Below are 18696 nucleotides of genomic sequence, written 5' to 3' on the forward strand. Positions count from 1 at the left end.
ATTACTCTCCTTCGGCTCCGACTCGCTCCGCTCCCTGCTGTCCGTTTTGCCTTGCCAAGCAAGCTTGGGGCAAAAAGGCAACGCCGAACTCGAGAAATTACTCTCCTTCGGCTCCGACTCGCTCCGCTCCCTGCTGTCCGTTTTGCCTTGCCAAGCAAGCTTGGGGCAAAAAGGCAACGCCGAACTCGAGAAATTGCGTTCATTATAACATAACTTTATGTCAAATTTATGTTGCAATCATGTTACAAATTTAAAAAATCAAAAAAACGTTTGACAATGGTAAACAAAAATTATATCATAAATAAATATTTTACCACTCGGATAAACATGCTTGCCAATGTATATTTATACAATTCAGTTTATATTTTAACTACACGGAGGTAGTACAATGGCAATTCATACCAATAATATACCAGAAATTTTAGATATTCTTACCACGCACCGACGTGCTCTTCATTTAATTCCTGAAATCGATATCTATTTACCCAAAACAAGGGATTATATAATGAATATTATCGGTAAAATGAACTGTGAAATTACAACAGTTGTACATACAGGTCTTTGCGCTTTTTTTGATAAGGGAAAACCTTCGACTGTCGCGTTTCGTAGCGATATGGACGCACTTAAGGTGACTGAAGCGAATACACACGATTTTGTTTCCACTCATCCGGGACAGATGCATGCTTGCGGCCACGATGGACATATGTCCATACTGTTAGCCTTTGCAGAATATGTAAATTGTACGGAAGATTTCCCGCATAACATTCTCCTTATTTTCCAGCCTGCTGAGGAAACCACCGGAGGAGCAAAAGAAATTGCGGAGTCCGGTATCTTCGAGAAATATCATGTCATTCGCACATTTGGAATACATCTATGGCCGCCTCTTGCAAAAGGCCAGCTTTCTACGAAACCAGGCGCCCTTATGGCGAAATCCTCTGAGTTAACCATAGAAATCGAGGGAAAAAGTGCTCATGCTGCTACGGCACATGAAGGGATTGACGCACTTTACATTGCAGCGCAATATCTCCTAGATATCTATAAGATGCAGGTAACCGAAATCCCTGTAGAAGAGAAAACCCTATTAAAACTTTGTAAAATGACGAGCGGAACTGTCCGAAATGCAATCGCCGCACAGGCTTCACTTCTTGGGACAATGCGTGCCTTTAATATGCATACCTTTGATTTCATGGCAAAACGATTAAACGAAATTGCTAACGCATATGAAAAGGAGTATGGCTGTAAGATTGACGTAGATATAACAGAAGGTTATCTGCCTGTAATCAATGATGCAGAACTATATCAGACCATTCAGCCTTATCTTGAACAGCTTGAGAATTACCAAGAATTAAGCGAGCCAGTCATGATTTCGGAGGATTTCTCCTTTTACGGGACGAAAGCACCCTCTGTATTTATGTTCTTAGGGACCGGACGGGATCTCGCTCTTCACAGCGATCACTTTGATTTTGATGAAGAAATCTTGTTAGCAGGCTATCAGTTTTATCAAACGGTAGCTTCCATTCAATAAATTAGTCCTCAATTATTTTATAATATTTCCTACAGTTCTACCAAAACACGTAGGAACGCACCTTCTCAACAGGTGTGAATGTAACTCAACATAACAAAAAGCGCTGCCTCAACATAGAAATTACTCTATTCTGAGGCAGCACTTTTTTGCCCTATTAAATTATCAGCTGCATTACATGTCGTTGCAGATGTATTGACCCCAATGTCAAAGGATGCTATGATACAATTTAAGATAAGTAAGAATTGGGAGATAGAAGAATGAATGCTTTAGAAAGAAGAAATTTAATTGTGAACGAGCTAAAAAATGCAAGCTCACCGATAAGTGCATCTTCACTTGCCTCACAACTAAATGTGAGCAGGCAGATCATCGTAAGTGATGTTGCATTGCTAAGGGCCTCCGGTATTGATATTTCTGCGACTCCAAGAGGATATATTTTAGCGGATCAAGAAATACCCTCGGACTATGGGTTTATAGGGTTCTTAGCCTGTAAACATACAGCACAGCAGTTAAAAGAAGAGCTTTATACAATAGTTGATTTTGGAGCAGAAGTTCTAGATGTTACTATTGAACATTCTTTATATGGGCAATTATCCGGCCGATTAGATTTAGGCTCCAGATATGAAGTAGATTTATTTTTAAAGAAGGTACAAAATGGTCCAGACTTGCCTCTTAGCATTTTAACGGAAGGTATTCATCTTCATAAAATAGGCTGTAAAGATGAAAAAACGTTTGAACTGATCAAGCAGACCTTAACCGAAAAAGGGATGCTTCTTATATAATGAAATAGGATATACAAAAAAGCATGCTTTACGGGCATGCTTTCTTTTTTACATAATAACTCAACATATACCAAACAATCATACTACGGGGCCCATGTAAAACCAACAGCAAGCTTATACGTTCCCTTCCTGCGGTTCATGGATTAATCACCACTTAATCCGATAAGCCTTCGTAATATCTTTCTAAGACCAACCTTCAACCTAAAACTCCTCCAATTTTAGTCCGAATGCCGGCTTTAACCGTCCTCAATTTTTCATAAAAACCCTCCTGCCCTCAGGGCAGGAGGGTTTTGTTTAATTATCTATGTAACTAAATTAAATGTTTTCCTTAATGCAAGCTTCGAAGATTTCAAGACCAGCATCAAGCTGAGCATCAGTTACGCAAAGTGGGCAAAGGAATCTGATAACGTTTCCGTATGTTCCAGCTGATTCAAGAAGAAGACCCTTCTGAGCAGCACCAGCAACGATCTTGTTAACAACGTCAGCATTAGCTTCTTTACCAGCCTTAGTCTTAACGAATTCAACACCCATCATGGAGCCAACGCCTCTAACGTCGCCAACTACTTCATACTTATCCTTCCATTCGTTGAACTTAGCCATGCACTTGTCAGCGATTGCTAATGCCTTACCAGGATAGTCATCTCTCTTCATAATTTCAACAACCTTTAATGCAGCAGCTACAGCTACAGCATTACCGTTGTAAGTTCCGCCGATTGTTCCTGGAGCTACCTTATCCATGATTTCCTGGCTAGCAGTGATCGCGGAAAGTGGAAGACCACCAGCGATTGACTTAGCAGTAGTCATGATATCAGGAGCACATCCAGCTTCAGCAAAATACTGAGAAGCGAACATTCTTCCGGAACGAGCCCAACCGGACTGTACTTCGTCACAAACCATTAAGATACCATACTTGTCGCAGATAGCTCTAACAGCCTTAACCCATTCGATTGGAGCAGGAACGAATCCGCCTTCACCCTGAACTGGTTCGAATACGATAGCAGCTACATATTCAGCTGGAGTAGCTTCTACGAATACTTCTTCTAACTTATCGATGTAGTACTGGATAGCTTCATCATCAGTTAAACCAGCTGGCTTTCTGTATAGGTAAGGGAATTCAGTTCTGTAAACGCCATCAGGGAAAGGTCCCATACCAACGGAGTATGACTTCTTAGCAGTCATAGCCATTGTCATTACAGTTCTTCCGTGGAAAGCACCGGAGAATACGATGATGTTAGGTCTGCCAGTAGCACTCTTAGCAATCTTAACAGCATTTTCATCAGCTTCAGCACCGGAGTTAGCAAACATAGTCTTTTTCTTGTCGCCCTTAACTGGAACGATTTCATTCATCTTTTCAGCTAATTCGATAAAGCCTTCGTGAACAACAATGTTCTGCATAGCGTGGAAATACTTGTCACACTGTGCCTTAGCAGCTTCAATTAGTTCAGGATTGCTGTAACCGATATTTAATACGCCTACTCCGCCAATCCAGTCAAGGAAAATGTTTCCGTCAACGTCTTCGAACATAGCGCCTTCACCACGAGCGATAACGCAAGGATATCCACACTTAATTGCATTTGGAATAGAAGCAGCTCTTCTGTCCATAATAGCCTGTGCTTTAGGTCCAGGTACTGTTGATGTAATAATCTTAGGTAAAGCTTCTCTTAACATTTTCTTTCCTCCATAATCATCTTCAATAAAATATAACTTTAAATTAATTAATTTATTTCCAGCTCAGTGAGCTTTCGATACAGAGTCGCACGTGACAGCTTTAACTCATCCGCTACTAACGCTTTTGCGTTTTCGCTGTCCGCATATTTTTTGAGTTTACGTTTAATGATTTCTCTCTCGTAATTCTTAACCTGTTCCGCAAGCGGCAAATTACTGTCCTCAAATTTTAAAACAGTATCTTCTCCGCGTTGAAGCCTCATAGGCACTGCATCCATTTCGATGATCTGCCCAAAAGCCATGTTAGTACCATATTCTATCGCATTTTCTAATTCCCTTACATTCCCCGGCCAATCATAGTTCATATACAGTTTCACTACGTCTTCAGCAAACCCTGTAATATTCCTGTTCATGAACGTATTGTATTTTCTCAGGAAATAATGCATAAGCAATTTAATATCTTCCCGGCGTTCCCTAAGAGATGGTGTCTGCAACGGTATTACACTCAACCGATAATACAAATCTTCTCGAAAAGTGCCTTCTCGAATCATTTCTTCCAAATTTTTATTGGTAGCAGCAACAACCCTTACATCTACGATGACCGTCTCGTTTCCTCCGACCCTTTCGAATCGCATGTTTTGAAGAACGTGTAATATTTTTACTTGTAGATGAAGCGGCATATCTCCTATCTCGTCCAGAAAAATCGTGCCGCCCGATGCAGCCTCAAATTTTCCTACTTTACCTTTTTCATTCGCTCCTGTAAAAGCCCCTTTCTCATAACCAAAAAGCTCACTTTCCAGTAAGTTTTCCGGTATAGCACCACAATTAACTGTGATAAAAGGCCCGTTTGCTCTGGCGCTAGCATAGTGTATGGCTTTAGCAAACATTTCTTTGCCGGTTCCACTTTCTCCGTTAATCAAGATCGTGGAATTTCCTCTAGCTGTTAATACTGCCTGATGTTTCGTTCTTTTAATCGCATCACTTTCTCCGATGATGTCATCAAAAGTATATTTCAAGGCTCTGTTATTTATATTATAAATTAGCTTTTGTGCTTCCTCAATGTCTCTGAAGCACAACACAATACCCTCGATTTTTCCTTTTTCATAATAAGGCTTCGCCGTGACAATCAGGTGAAGATTTCCTTGAGAACCTTTGTAAATTTCTTCATTCTCCGTATATCCGATACCTGTCCGCACCACTTCCAAAGCGGGCGTGCCCATCATGAATTTGTTAATATGACATCCAAGGATATCTCCCTTTGTTGTCTTAAAGAGATTTTCCGCTATGCTATTGCAATGTTTTATGTACCCACTTCTATCGAGTGCAAATATGCCCTCATGGGTCGTCTCTAAAATAGTCGTCATCTCATTCATGGATAACTCTGTATTGGTTAGATCCGCTTGCTGTGCAGCCTTAGCCGCGAGAAGATCTGCCATCTTTTCCACAAAAGTAACCATATGGCGGTTTTTATCGAGTAATATGCGGCGCTGTTCTTCGCTTACCGCAATAAGCCCTATGATGCCAATGATATTATTTCCGACTTTTATCGGTGTACAAATTTCTGCAAGCTCTAAAATTTCTCCTTTATACCAGGGAGCACTGTAGAATTTTTCACTCTGAGCATCTGCAATATATTCCGTTTTCCCGGTTCGGAGCACCCTTGCATATAAATAATTCCCATCCAAATGCCCTGCTTCTTCCTGCAGGCCAATTCGGTCAATGTAGTCGCCTGTTCCGCCTACAATGGTCAATTGATTATCTACAATTTCTACTTCCAGACCAACGGCTATCGCTATCGCTTCCGCAACCTGCTGTACACTGTCTGAGACATTTTTTAGTAACGACAATTTCCCCTCCTTACGGTTCCCGTAATTCTTCATTTCACTGGCAAAATCGCTTCTGAAATTTGTTTAAATAAAGCCGAAAATTTCAGTTGCATTTATACAAAATATACTTCAAAATTTTGCCCTTTGTCGTCCCATATCCTTAATTATAACAAATAATTTCCAAATGCATAGTCATTTTATAAAAGTTGTTATTGTCTGAAAATTTAAGATTCATTGCGCCCTTTTTTGGGTATATAAGCGTCAGAATTTACTGAATATTCTCTTTAATTTTTTAACTTGTTTGCAACAATATGCATTTTTTTATAATTAACTTGTCCTCTTTACTCTGGTTTCATCTCCAAGTTCGTTTCCTCTTCTTTCGTTACCGCAGACCCAAGATTTAAGGAGTTTTTCTCCAGTTCAAGAACGATATTTCCGATCTCTGCCATCCTCTCCGGAGACAGGTCAGAACTAATCGCCAATTGGGTATTATAGAGGATTTTTTCCAGTTCATCATGAATCGTTGAGATGCGTTTTTTCACAGCTATTAAATTGTCAGAGTCCATCGCTTCTCTATAAGCATCCTCTCGGTTCACTACCTTATGATTCTTTAAGTCAAACTCAGAAGTACCTTCAACAACAGTAGCATCATAGCCTAGCTCTTCTTTTATTGTTTTCGCGAAATCATATTTGACTTGCTGCTCGCCATGAACCAAAAATATTTCTTTAGGCTTTTCTGTAAATCCGCCGATCCAAGAAATTAAGCCGTCTCTGTCCGCATGTCCGGAAAAGCCTTCCAAATTATAAATCTCCGCATTCACATGCACCGTTTCGCCAAATAGCGTGATGTCTTTTTCTCCGTCAACGATCAATCTGCCCAGCGTTCCCTCTGCCTGATAACCCACGAAAATAATACTTGTCTTCGGATTCCATAAATTATGTTTTAAGTGGTGTCGGATTCTTCCGGCTTCACACATTCCGCTGGCTGATATAATAACTTTCGGATGCTTATCCATATTTAAGAACATAGATTCCTCCGTGCTTCGGGTGAACCTTAAATTCTTAAAATCAAGGGGATTATCTCCTTTTAATATATAGGCTTTTGTCTCTTCATCAAAAACCTGTGCATTCTTTCGGAATACTTCTGTCGCAGTTGTTGCCATAGGGCTGTCAATGTAGACGATCAGGTTTTCGAGCTGTTTTCTATAGGCGGAATTATCTTGATAAAAGCGATTAAACTGATAAATAAGTTCTTGTGTTCTCCCCACTGCGAACGATGGAATCACAACAGTTCCACCTCTTTGAATGGTTTTTAATACAATCTTGATTAATTCTTCAATACTAGAAGAGTTTTGCGGATGTAATCGATTTCCATAGGTACTTTCCACAATCAAATAATCGGCTTTTTTTATCACGGTCGGATCCCTTAAAATGGGTCTGCCGGCTACACCTAAATCTCCCGAAAATACGAGTTTTGATACATTTCCATTTTCTTTTATCCACAATTCTATAATAGCAGATCCTAAGATATGGCCAGCATCATTAAAGACCACTTCCACATCATCACATAATTCAATCAGCTGATCATATAAAACCGGTTTAATATATTTTAAAGAGTCCAATGCATCATTATATGTATATAATGGCTCCACCAAAGGCTTCCCGGCTCTTTCCGCTTTTCTGTTCTTCCATTCGGCTTCCTTTTCATGGATATAACCGCTGTCCTTCAGCATGACTTCAAGTAAATCAGCTGTTGCATCTGTACAATATATTTTATTCTTAAATCCTCTTTTCACCAGCAAGGGGATCCTTCCGCAGTGATCAATATGCGCATGACTTAATACGACGCAGTCAATCTCTGCCGGGTCAAAAGGAAAATCTTCAAAGTTCATTGCTTCCATAGCCTTACCGCCTTGGAATTGTCCGCAATCGAGCAAAATTTTATGTTTTTCCGTTGTAATTAAATGGCAGGAGCCTGTTACACCTGATGCTGCCCCGCAAAACTGAATCTTCATTCCCTAGTCCTCCTGAATATATTGCAAAAATTCTAGCAACCAACACTTCTCTATCAATCTTTGATTTGCGATTTGTTTACAAGAATCTTTACTCCTACCTTGCCATGATCAACCAGATTACTCTTGCATGTCTTTATTATACCCCTCTATTTTACAAATGGAAAGGAAAAACCGCAGATATCCTTCGTTTCTCTTTTTTTGCGGTACTTTTTTGTTATTTTAATAAGTTATCTATAGTAAATATGGTCATTTCCGTAACAGTATGATATGCTATTTTTAATAGTTTATATCATGCAAGCAACGTCGCAGCATGATTCAGTGAACGCTTCCTTGCGGCAACGCCAGTTTCAATGAATTGCGTTCATTATATCGTTTAAAAAGGTGTGCTTTATTATGTTTAAATCCATTCAAACCAGAGCTATGTTTTTTTTGGTATCCTTATCCATCAGTTTATTGATTGTACTCGGTTATGTCATTATAGCGAGCACGGAAAATATCGGGCATGATATGAAATCGACCGCACTGGAAGAGCGCTCTGTCTTACTGTCGCAGCTGATCAAATCGAACTATTTGCAGAAAAATGTTGAACTCTCCCCTGCAAAAAGTTATTCGCTCTTGCTTAAGACAAATGAACTCCCCTCCAAAATCATTCAAGAAACTTTTATGATCAATAAGGATGGTAATACGATCGGGTATTATGACAAAGAAGTTCCGTATAATTTGAATTTCAAAGATCAAAGCGACGAGCAAGTCATTTATAAGAATGGACAGGATTATATTGTCGGACTATCTTCTTTAGCGGATATTCCCGGACTGGAGGGCTGGTATATTGTTACGGAAGAATCCTTTAGTTCTTCCTTTGCTAAAATCAATAATATCAAAACAGTTGCTATCATACTTATTACAGCCCTTTTATTTGTGTTTTGGCCCCTATCTAAGAAGTTTTCATTTTATATTACGAACCCAATTAAAGATTTATCTGCCGCAGCTTCTCAGATTGCTGCAGGCGATATCAGCCATGAGATTACGGTGAAAAAAAATGATGAACTGGCGGACATTGCCGCTTCATTTAATGCCATGTTAAACAATCTCAAATCCACGATGCGCCAAGTGTTGGCCAAGTCCGGCGAGGCGGCTTCCATGCATGAAATTATGGAATATGTAGAACAGGCATATGACAACCTGCCCGGAGGCATCATCAGCATCAACAACATAGGAGAAATAACGACCTTCAATGAAGTAGCCTCCGATCTTATCGGCATTAAAGAATCGGAGGTGTTAGGGCTCGATATCAAGAACCCTTATCCGAAAGAAATTAAACCGCTTATTGATCCTTTAAGAAGATGTTTGGCGAAGGGAAGTATTAAATTAAAAACCATTACCGACATTTTTTCCGTGTCAGGAGAAAAAATTCCTATTCTATACAGCATCAATATTCAGTTTGGCTTAAAAAACGAAGTAATCGGTGCCGTTTGCGTTTTTCGAAGAATAGAGGACATCAAACGTTTCGAAGAAAGTGCTAACCGTGCTAAAAATTTGGAATCGTTAGGCGAGATGGCAGCCAGTTTAGCCCACGAAATCAAAAATCCTCTGACGAGTATCCGAGGTTATGCTCAATTAATTAAGCTGGATTTAAGTGAGAAGAAATTGAATTTGGAAGAATTGGATATAATTATGCATGAAACCGATCGGCTTACGCTGATGTTGGACCGCTTCTTGAATTTTGCCCGTCCAAAGATACCCGAGCTTGTACCGATTGATTTAACACAGATGGTGAAATATGTACTGACTTTGACTCAAAATGATTTACCTCATAATATTAAAATTAATACCAACTATCAAGGAACGCCGAAAGTTATGGTGGATGCTGAACTTTTTGAACCCGTTATATTAAACCTTGTACTCAATGCAATCCAAGCAATGCCGAACGGCGGTGCAATAGATATTAAGACCGGCTATAATGATATGCGGAAAATGGTTTATTTAGAGGTGAGGGATAACGGTATAGGGATCCCTATCGAAATCTCAGAAAAAATTTTCGAACCATTTTTTACCACAAAAGTAAACGGAGTAGGTATGGGACTTGCCATCTCTTCTAGAATTATCGAAGCACATAAAGGTATTTTAGAGGTGGAAAGTGTAGTAGGGCAGATGACGAAATTTACCATACTGTTGCAGTCTGTTGAAGATAAAAGTTATCAAGATTTTCAGGAGGAATAGATGGTGGAACTAATAAACATATTGGTCGTTGACGACGAACTGAATGTACGGCAGCTTTTAAGCAAGGTCCTCACAAAGGAAGGATATCGTGTCTATACTGCTTGTGACGGGATAGAAGGTCTGGAATTGCTGCAGACAATAAGCATTGATATTATTATCAGTGATATTAAAATGCCCCGCATGTCCGGAATCGAATTTCTGCATAAAGTAAAGGAAATAGAACCCGATATAGGCTTTATTTTAATCACAGCATTCGCCACCACAGAAACAGCCATAGAAGCTTTAAAAAGCGGAGCACAGGATTATGTGACCAAACCATTTGACTTTGCTGAAATTCTTACTGCGGTAAAAAAACTCAGCATAACAAATCAGCACGGATACAATTATAACTTTAAACAGGAGAACGAAAACTTCGAAACCAGCAGCAATAGCCCTACGATGATAGATATCCTGCAACTAGCTAAGCAGGTGGCCGGTTCCGGTTCCACCGTCTTATTGACAGGAGAAACCGGAACCGGGAAAGAGGTCATCGCATCCGCGATTCACCGATGGAGTCCACGAAGAGATAAATCCCTTATAAAAGTAAATTGCGGAGCCATTCCGGATAACTTGCTGGAAAGCGAATTATTCGGATATGAAAAAGGAGCTTTTACCGGTGCTGTTTCTTCCAAACCCGGGCGATTCGAATTTGCTGACGGCGGCACCATTTTTCTGGATGAAATCGGGGATATTTCGCCGTCGTTGCAGGTAAAATTATTGCGTGTCTTACAGCAAAAATCATTTGAACGATTAGGCGGTCTGAAAACCATTGTTGCAGATGTACGGGTCATCGCTGCCACCAATAAGAATTTATTCGAAGAAGTAAAGCAAAAGCGCTTCCGGGAGGATTTATACTATCGGCTGAATGTAGTGCCCATTCACTTGCCTCCTCTTCGTGAGCGACCTGAAGATATAGAGAACTTAATCAATTACTTCCTAGAGAATTCGGCTAATATCTCGGGGATCAATGCCCCTAAAATAATGAGTGCCGATGCCCTGGACTGTTTAAAAAATTACTATTGGCCCGGCAACATCAGAGAACTCGAAAATATCATCGAACGCTGCGTGGTCATTTCATCGGGTTCCATTATTCATGTGAACTGTCTTCCTATTGAAATTCGAGAAAGCAATATGGATTTTGCCGTTAACCAAGAAAATGAAACCATGCTGAATGCCGCTATCGACAACAGGGAGAAGGAAGTTATCTTAAAAGCCATTCAAGAAAACAACGGAAATAAAACGAAAGCAGCATTAGCCCTGGGAATCAGCAGGCGTTCACTCCATAGAAAGCTTCAGAAATATGATATGGTAGATTAAACATTTTGATTTTGCAGGTTAAACTTATCCCTATGAAAACGTACTATTAAAGAATAGCGCACAATAAAGGGAAGTTCTTTTAAAAAGAACTTCCCTTTATCTTGTCATAAATTATGTTAAGAGTTATATAATGGTGGAACCAAAAATGAGTCCATATTATACTGCTTTTGCCGGCGCTTTCTTTTCTTCTTCATCCAACGTGTTTTCTTCGTCAGTCATCGCTTCAACTTCCGGAGACCAAAGGTGCCCGAATGTAGTATCGCCCTTGAAGAAGTCTGTTCCGTAGGATAACAGGCAGCAAAGAATACCAACGCCAAGACCTGCCGCCGAACCGCTTGTTAACAGCACACCGGCAATAACACCGGCAATACCAAGGTCCTTAAAGCTCTGAGCCTGCTGCACTCCGATACGTACACTTACGAATCCCTGAACGATCATAGTCAAAGACATGGCAACGGTTAAGATCGGCTGAACCAAGGTTACAATCGGTAACATCCAGTAACCGGTAAAGGTTCCGAATCGGAAAGACGCTGCACCGCCAAATAGAGACTGCATGCTCTTTGTGCCCTTCTTATAACGTTCACAAACAACCACCTGCATTGCTGCCCATAGAGGACCGCACATCGTGATGTCAGGACCAATAACACCCATAAGGGTATTTCTTAAACCGAAAATTAAATGTGCACGGTTTGGATTATAATCAATCAGTTCATCATCTCTGGTTACATCTGCATCACGAACTAACGCTTTACTTTGAACCACATCTCCGAATAAAACGATATAGATAGCAATTACAGTAGGGATGGCTTTAATAAACATTGTCACGGAAGGCCAGCCAACTGCACCCCAAGGTACCCATTCTGTCCAGAGTTCAGCAAAGTTCGGATTGCTGAAACCCCATTGGATATGCGGCCAAGGGCTTTCACCCACAAGAGGAGCAACGATTACCGCAATAAGAACGGCTGGTAAAATGCCTAAGTTGGCAACTACTTCCCAAAACTTGTTTTTCGTGCTTAATCTTTTGAATCCATTTGAAAACAATAAGTAGAACGCTACCACTAAGCAGAGGGTTGTTGTATATGGCATAACCCCAAACTTTCCGCCTTCTTGAAATATCATCGTTATGGCAGAAATACCGGCGCCTAAGATAATTCCGGATTTGATAGCCGGAGGAATCAGCCCAATAATTTTTCCTGCAACACCTGTTAAGCCTAAAATAATTGAAAATACACCTAACGTAATTTCAAAGGCTACTAACGCCTGCATTCTGGCGTGACCTTCCGGGAAAGTCAAACAATACGCTGTTAATAGGGGGATAGCCGGTGTGATCCAGCCCGGAACAACCGGGTCACCTAAAAACGTATGCCACGTGTATAAAAATCCATTTAACACGACTACAGCTAGTGCAACTTCAAAAGACATTCCCAATGCATCCTGCAAAAGCGGAATGGCACCTAGGCAGACGGCACACATCAATAAACCTTGAATATAGTCTGCAATCTCAAAACGGTAATGAATAAACGGCAGACGAAGTTTGAAAGGCCCTGCTTTAATAAAAGGGGCTTCTTCGCCATACGGCATGTACTCTCTCATAGATATACCTTCTTTCCTTTATAAATAGATAATTGCTGTTTCGAGCACTCCTCCTTAAATCTTTCAGAGGGACTGCTCTTTTTAGTTTACGTCTATATATAAAGCAATTGTCATGCCAATCATCAAATAAAACACCTTATTTTTCTAAATAGGACTTGCTATATATCCTAGACTGATTAATTTCAAGGGGCTTGCCTTCATATAACATTTTTTATCTGGGTTTCTAAAATCAATGTTTTATATTTTACTGTGACATACCTGTCACACAACGGGCTTTTGTGTCATAGCAGCTTTTATCCATGGCGGGCGTTATCGTCTCAATCGGGCGCCCGTTTTGTTACTTTTCCGCACATCTTGTCCACCTTTTGATTACTATATCGCTTTTGCACCAATGACTTGGTTGTTTGAAAATCATCCTATTTATCGCATCAAAAAGGGGCTATCTAAAAAATTCAAACTATTTTGAGATAGCCCCTCCTTATGTGGTTTTATCCTTGTTCTATACTATTTTATGTTTATGCCCGTATCAACAAATAGGTCTATCAGCTTGCATCTGCCTTTAATACTGCATTCAGCATGACGGTTGCACCGTTCGTACATTGCTCAGGACTGGAATACTCCGGCTCGCAATGGGAATGACCATCTTTTGAAACGACGAAAATCATAGTCGTTGGAAGCATGTAGCTTACAAATTGGGCATCATGGCCGGCACCGCTGTTAATATATTGATGCTTTACACCGGCTTGCTCGGCGGCTTCCTTTACATAGCTCACGAGTTCCTTATCAAAGTATACCGTATCTCTGGCCCAAGCCAACTCCACCTCACATCTGCATTTTGCCCATTCCCTGTCTGCAAGGCCTTTTACAATGGCAAGAACTTTCTGTCTTACCGCAGGGTCTTCGTGCCGTACATCAATGGAGAAATCAACAAAATCCGGAATAACCGTATGGACGCACGGATGGCATAAAATCTCTCCAGTGGTATAAACCAATTCAGGTCTGTCAAGCTTATCAATTTCCTCATGAAGATAACATAAAGCCTGGGCGGCTGCATGAAGTGCATCCTGCCTTTTATGCATAGGAGTGGTTCCCGCATGGTCAGACTGACCATAGAACCGGATTCTATAATTAAACATGCCTAATACGCAAGTGACTACGCCCACATCATTTCCTGCATCCTCCAGAATCGGACCCTGCTCGATATGAAGCTCAAACATGCATTTATAGTCATCAGGATTCAATCGGTTCTTTTTATCTCCTTTAAATCCGCTTGATTCCAGCGCTTCACCGAAAGTTCTCGTGCGATCCAGCACGCTCTTCGATGCCAGCATATCTTCTTGTTTAAATTTCTTTGCGATCTCAGTCGGTAAAAAGTCATTGCAGACTACGCCGGAAGACATCATAGCAGGCGGATAAAGCGAGCCTTCTTCATTCGTCCAAATCATGGCCGTAACCGGATGTGTATGCGGAATATCCTCTGCTGCGATCGTTTCCAATACCTCCATAGCCCCCATGACACCCAGTATGCCATCGTAATTTCCGCCATTTTTTACAGAGTCGCAGTGCGAAGCCATGACAATCCTTTTTGCTGAAGGGTCTGAGCCGGGAAGTGTTGCATACATGTTTGCCATGTCGTCCGTAACAATTTCCGCATGAATTGCTGTCATCCTTTTTATAAATTCATTTCTTGCCATAATAGCTTCCGGTGATAGTGAATATCTAGTGATGCCACCGTGCCCGGCATCCCCGAATGTGCTAAACGTCTTAATTTTGTCCTCCATCCTCTTCACGTCACAAGTATACATTATAATACCCCTCCATTCGTTTTATTCGTAATGCTTCTTAATCTGCACACCGCTCGGCTTTCGGCCCTCTTTCCACTTGATTTCACCCGGTCTGATACAGCCTTGAACAGGACATACATTGAGACACAAGTGGCATCCGACACAGTGTTCATTTAATTCAGGCCGTCTTTTTTTCTCGTTCCAATCAATCGCCTGATGAGCTGCATCGTAACAAGAGATGTAACACCTTCCACAGCCAATACACTTCTCCTCATCGAACTCAGGCAGAATTTTGAAATCTCTGTTCAGTTCCTCTGCCGGAACTAAATTTGGAAGGGCCAGGCCGATAAAGTCCTCCAGTTTTTCATAACCATGTTCATCCATAAAATGACTGACACCGCTTATCATATCTTCAACAATGCGATATCCATATTGCATAATAGCCGTCGTAACCTGAATATTTCTGCATCCAATTAATAAGAATTCTACGCAGTCCCTCCATGTTTCAATTCCACCTATCCCGGACATCTCTGTCTTCCCAATGGTTTCATTTTTCATCATTTGAGTGATAAAGCGAAGCGCAATCGGTTTAATCGCTGCACCCGAATACCCTGAAATAGAAGATTTTCCATTCACCACCGGCATACCTGTCATATTTTCAAAATCAATATTCGTGATAGACTTAATCGTGTTGATGGCCGAAATTCCGGCGGCTCCGCCTTCCAACGCGGCAAGTGCAGGAACCTCTATATTGGTAATATTGGGAGTCATTTTTGCTATGAAAGGGATTTTGGTAGTGCTGGTTACAGCCTGACAATATTGTTTCACCAGTTCTACATTGGTACCGACGTCCGAGCCCATCGAATGGGTCGTCATCTGAGGGCAGGAAAAGTTTCCTTCAATCAGGTCTGCACCTGCCTGTTCACACATCTTCGCCAGTTCTCTCCACTCCTCATCGGTGGATCCCATAATAGAGGCAACCATCACTTTTTCCGGATAATCCCGCTTTAGCTTCATCATATTTTCAAAGTTCACTTCAGTGGGCTTATCGGAAATCTGCTCCATATTCTTAAAGCCTAACCATGGCAGCCCCTCTTTATTTGTCTGATCAAATCTAGGCGAACATTCATCGGCTACAAATATGCCAACGGTTTTATAAAAAACGCCTCCCCACCCTTTTTCAAAGCTTTTGGCGACCATTTCATAATTGCTTCCGACTGGTGAAGAGGAAAGGAAGAACGGGTTCTCACATGGAACACCTAAATAGTTGATCGATAAGTCTTTCTTTACTGCCATTCTACTTCACTCCTTTCTGCGCAAGATAAGTGAGGATGGCATCAGCAGCTTCTTTCCCTGCCGCTACCGCTTCTACAACAGTCTTTCCGCCATTCACGATATCCCCGCCGGCAAAGACTTTAGCATTACTGGTCTGTCCGCTCGAAGTTACCGCGATAGTCCCTTTATCCGTCAGCGTGACTTCCGCAATTTGTTTCACATTCTCCGGTTCCTGCCCGATTGCAAATACAATCGTATCGGCATGAAGACTGAGAACGGAATTCTTGTCTCGGCCTATAAAGTTGATTCTTTCAACAAAATCAGTCCCTTCTATCTCTTCGGGAGCCATATTTGTTGTAATTCCGATTCCTAAGCTTAGCGCATATTGGAATTCCGTCATATTGCCGGGAGCTTCTTCCAACGTTCGCCTATAAACAATTCGCACCTCTTCCGCACCTAAGAGTTTTGCCGTCACGGCACAATCAACTGCAACATCTCCGCCGCCCACTACAACAACTTTCTTTCCTGCCTCAAAAGCTTCCGTTCTTGCTTCCTTTAAGTACTGCGCTGCAGCATAGACACCTTCCAATTCGATTCCTTTTATAGGAGGTAATTTTGCACCCCAAAGACCTGTGCCGACAAAGATCGCGTCAAAGGCTGTCAAATCTTCCGCTTGAACCTGTTTGCCAAATTCAAATTGAACGCCTAATGCTTTTACTTGATCGATATCATGATCTACCACATACTGCGGCAGCCTGCTTGGAACAATTCCATACGTAAGCACACCTCCGGCTTTTTCTTCCCGTTCAAAAATAATTACCGCATAACCCTCTTTAGCCAGCTGTGCAGCGCAGGCTAAAGAAGAAGGCCCTGCTCCGACACAGGCAATGCTTCCTTTTTTCTTCTTGGCAGGTGCTTTTAATACCTGCATGCCATATAGTTTTTCCTGCTCGATCGCATATCTCTGGAGTTTGCCGATTTCGATCGGTTTATCGATGCCGCATCGGCTGCAGGCTTCTTCACATAGTTTATCGGTTGGACAAACTCGGGCACAAGTTCCTCCCAATATATTATTTTCTCTGATTGTTTCCGCAGCGCCCTTCACGTTTCTAAATCGTATGGACCGTATAAATTTTGCAGGATCAGTGCCAGCCGGACACCCTTTACTGCATGGCGCATCATGACAAAGCAAACACCTTGCCGCTTCTTCCATAGCCGTCCTATGCGTAAAACCAGCAACGGCTTCGGAAGTAACCTTTCCTTCGACTACTTTACTCAATTTGTCCTCCTCCTTTTTCATACCTCATAACCACCGCAACATCGATATGCGTGTTAATTCGTGCATGGACTAGGGAAAATTTTCCCTATGAAAATAGTCTTGGGTAAGCCGGTATTCCACTATTTAATTAAAATGTTTCTTCAGATAAGTGAGCCTCTTTAGATCGGTTATAGTGTAACCGGTTACACAGAATAAGTATATTACTGAGTTTTCAAAAAATTCAAGAGGCCCATCGTTTTTATGTAATTTTTTAGCGGTGCTGTTTTCACCACGTTAACGTTAATTTATTGGTTGGACATACATCATTGCATAAACCGCAGCCACCGCATAGGTTTTCGTTTACCAGCACATTCTTGTCTCTCCTTTTGATCGCACCATAAAGACAGGAATGGATACATTGATTGCACCCCTCTTCACAAATTTGATCATTTGTTGTACAAGTTACCGGTTCCACTTTCATCTCATCAAAGGACTTTAAATTTCTTAAAGCTTTCCCCCGTATGTTTTTTATGCTGGTGATGCCATTCTTTCGTTCCCAGGTCTCTAAGTCATGAATCATCTCTGAAATGATTCCATGGCCATGCAACATGACCGCCGTCCCCACTTGTACAGCCGAAGCACCCAGCATAATGTATTCCAGCACATGCTGATAATTTTCCACTCCGCCTATCCCGCATATCGGTACATCCACAGCTTGTGCAACAGTGGCAACCGAAGCCAGGCCCAAAGGCCGAATAGGTGCACCGGAATAGCCTCCGTACGTCGTTAACGTAGGCTCACATTTTTCCAAATCCACCCCTAATATACATCGAATCGTATTAATCGCACTTACTCCGGAAGCTCCGGCTTTCTGAGCGGCTTTTGCTACTCTTGAAATATTCGTGACATTTTGAGAAAGCTTCACAGCAACAGGGATTTTCACGTTATCAACCACTTCTTTTGTCATTTGAAAAATAGTCTCCGGGTCGGAAGCTACAATTTCAAGTGATTCCCACATCGGATTCGATAAGCTTATTTCAATTGCGTCTGCACCAAAGACCTCCATTTTGGAAGCTAAATAGGCTAGCTCCGAAGGAGTGTGCGCCGAGATGCTCGCGATAACGATCCCACCGTTTTTCTTTGCATACTCTAAATCCTTCTGCCAGCCTTCTACCTGAATATCACAATACATCCTTATATTTTGCACACCACAGCCATTATAGGCAATCCTAGGGCGAACATCTACCGCTACATCCGTAACAATGGTTTCAGTGACAACAGCACCGGCACCGGCAGCAATACCCTTTCGTATGCTGCTTCCATCCCGGCTCCATGGTCCTGCAGCGACCATCACCGGATTTTTCATCTTTAATCCCAAAAATTCTGTTTTCATAAGCATC

The 18696-nt window shown here is 41.5% G+C and carries 13 protein-coding genes; 5 read left to right on the forward strand and 8 right to left on the reverse strand.

Features of this window, described 5'->3' with window-relative positions; genetic code table 11:
* The 3 genes from JYB65_RS09745 to JYB65_RS09755 all read left to right on the forward strand — a co-directional run.
* The coding region (locus JYB65_RS09745) for a hypothetical protein (protein WP_206582487.1) at positions 1-208 on the forward strand (208 nt) is incomplete at its 5' end.
* A gap of 180 nt (positions 209-388) precedes the next feature.
* Positions 389-1525 carry a M20 metallopeptidase family protein gene (locus tag JYB65_RS09750; RefSeq protein WP_206582488.1) on the forward strand — a complete coding sequence of 379 codons (1137 nt, stop codon included), beginning with the start codon at positions 389-391 and terminating at the stop codon, positions 1523-1525.
* 257 nt (positions 1526-1782) lie between these two features.
* Positions 1783-2304, forward strand: a complete 522-nt coding sequence (locus JYB65_RS09755; protein WP_206582489.1) for a transcription repressor NadR — start codon at positions 1783-1785, stop codon at positions 2302-2304.
* 315 nt (positions 2305-2619) lie between these two features.
* Here the strand turns inward: JYB65_RS09755 and JYB65_RS09760 are convergent, their stop codons facing one another.
* From JYB65_RS09760 to JYB65_RS09770, 3 genes are all read right to left on the reverse strand, one after another.
* On the reverse strand, positions 2620-3972 hold the full coding sequence (locus JYB65_RS09760) for an aspartate aminotransferase family protein (protein WP_206582490.1): 1353 nt from the start codon (positions 3970-3972) through the stop codon (positions 2620-2622).
* 47 nt (positions 3973-4019) lie between these two features.
* Positions 4020-5816 carry a sigma-54 interaction domain-containing protein gene (locus tag JYB65_RS09765; protein ID WP_206582491.1) on the reverse strand — a complete coding sequence of 599 codons (1797 nt, stop codon included), beginning with the start codon at positions 5814-5816 and terminating at the stop codon, positions 4020-4022.
* Positions 5817-6136: 320 nt separating this feature from the next.
* A complete protein-coding gene (locus tag JYB65_RS09770; protein WP_206582492.1) occupies positions 6137-7810 on the reverse strand; it encodes an MBL fold metallo-hydrolase RNA specificity domain-containing protein in 1674 nt (557 codons plus the stop codon).
* 393 nt (positions 7811-8203) lie between these two features.
* Between JYB65_RS09770 and JYB65_RS09775 the strand changes: the two genes are divergently transcribed.
* Positions 8204-10030 (forward strand): ATP-binding protein, encoded by a 1827-nt coding sequence (locus JYB65_RS09775; protein WP_206582493.1) that lies wholly within the window; start codon positions 8204-8206, stop codon positions 10028-10030.
* The gene (locus JYB65_RS09780; protein ID WP_206582494.1) at positions 10031-11386 is read left to right on the forward strand and encodes a sigma-54-dependent transcriptional regulator; all 1356 of its coding nucleotides are present in this window, start codon (positions 10031-10033) and stop codon (positions 11384-11386) included.
* Between the two features lie 156 nt (positions 11387-11542).
* Here JYB65_RS09780 and JYB65_RS09785 read toward each other — a convergent pair whose 3' ends face one another.
* The 5 genes from JYB65_RS09785 to JYB65_RS09805 all read right to left on the reverse strand — a co-directional run bounded on the left by JYB65_RS09785 (position 11543) and on the right by JYB65_RS09805 (position 18689).
* Entirely contained in the window at positions 11543-12979 is a 1437-nt protein-coding gene (locus tag JYB65_RS09785; RefSeq protein ID WP_206582495.1) for a solute carrier family 23 protein, read from the reverse strand.
* A 542-nt stretch (positions 12980-13521) separates the two neighbouring features.
* Positions 13522-14784: a Zn-dependent hydrolase gene (locus JYB65_RS09790; protein ID WP_206582496.1), complete on the reverse strand. Its 1263-nt coding sequence runs from the start codon at positions 14782-14784 to the stop codon at positions 13522-13524.
* Between the two features lie 21 nt (positions 14785-14805).
* Positions 14806-16059: an NAD-dependent dihydropyrimidine dehydrogenase subunit PreA gene (preA, locus tag JYB65_RS09795; RefSeq protein ID WP_206582497.1), complete on the reverse strand. Its 1254-nt coding sequence runs from the start codon at positions 16057-16059 to the stop codon at positions 14806-14808.
* A 1-nt stretch (position 16060) separates the two neighbouring features.
* Entirely contained in the window at positions 16061-17317 is a 1257-nt protein-coding gene (locus tag JYB65_RS09800) for an FAD-dependent oxidoreductase (protein WP_280634495.1), read from the reverse strand.
* A gap of 265 nt (positions 17318-17582) precedes the next feature.
* Positions 17583-18689 (reverse strand): dihydroorotate dehydrogenase, encoded by a 1107-nt coding sequence (locus tag JYB65_RS09805; protein WP_206582499.1) that lies wholly within the window; start codon positions 18687-18689, stop codon positions 17583-17585.
* Positions 18690-18696 lie beyond the last annotated feature (7 nt).

The organism is Clostridium aminobutyricum, assembly GCF_017255415.1.
In the GTDB taxonomy this organism is placed as follows: domain Bacteria; phylum Bacillota; class Clostridia; order Peptostreptococcales; family Anaerovoracaceae; genus Aminipila; species Aminipila aminobutyrica.

Excerpts from the sequence above, each read along its gene's own strand:
- JYB65_RS09780 (WP_206582494.1), top strand. The coding sequence starts at position 10,031 with ATGGTGGAACTAATAAACATATTGGTCGTTGACGACGAACTGAATGTA.
- JYB65_RS09760 (WP_206582490.1), bottom strand. The coding sequence starts at position 3,972 with ATGTTAAGAGAAGCTTTACCTAAGATTATTACATCAACAGTACCTGGA.
- JYB65_RS09755 (WP_206582489.1), top strand. The coding sequence starts at position 1,783 with ATGAATGCTTTAGAAAGAAGAAATTTAATTGTGAACGAGCTAAAAAAT.
- JYB65_RS09785 (WP_206582495.1), bottom strand. The coding sequence starts at position 12,979 with ATGAGAGAGTACATGCCGTATGGCGAAGAAGCCCCTTTTATTAAAGCA.
- JYB65_RS09770 (WP_206582492.1), bottom strand. The coding sequence starts at position 7,810 with ATGAAGATTCAGTTTTGCGGGGCAGCATCAGGTGTAACAGGCTCCTGC.
- JYB65_RS09775 (WP_206582493.1), top strand. The coding sequence starts at position 8,204 with ATGTTTAAATCCATTCAAACCAGAGCTATGTTTTTTTTGGTATCCTTA.
- JYB65_RS09750 (WP_206582488.1), top strand. The coding sequence starts at position 389 with ATGGCAATTCATACCAATAATATACCAGAAATTTTAGATATTCTTACC.
- preA (WP_206582497.1), bottom strand. The coding sequence starts at position 16,059 with ATGGCAGTAAAGAAAGACTTATCGATCAACTATTTAGGTGTTCCATGT.
- JYB65_RS09790 (WP_206582496.1), bottom strand. The coding sequence starts at position 14,784 with ATGTATACTTGTGACGTGAAGAGGATGGAGGACAAAATTAAGACGTTT.
- JYB65_RS09805 (WP_206582499.1), bottom strand. The coding sequence starts at position 18,689 with ATGAAAACAGAATTTTTGGGATTAAAGATGAAAAATCCGGTGATGGTC.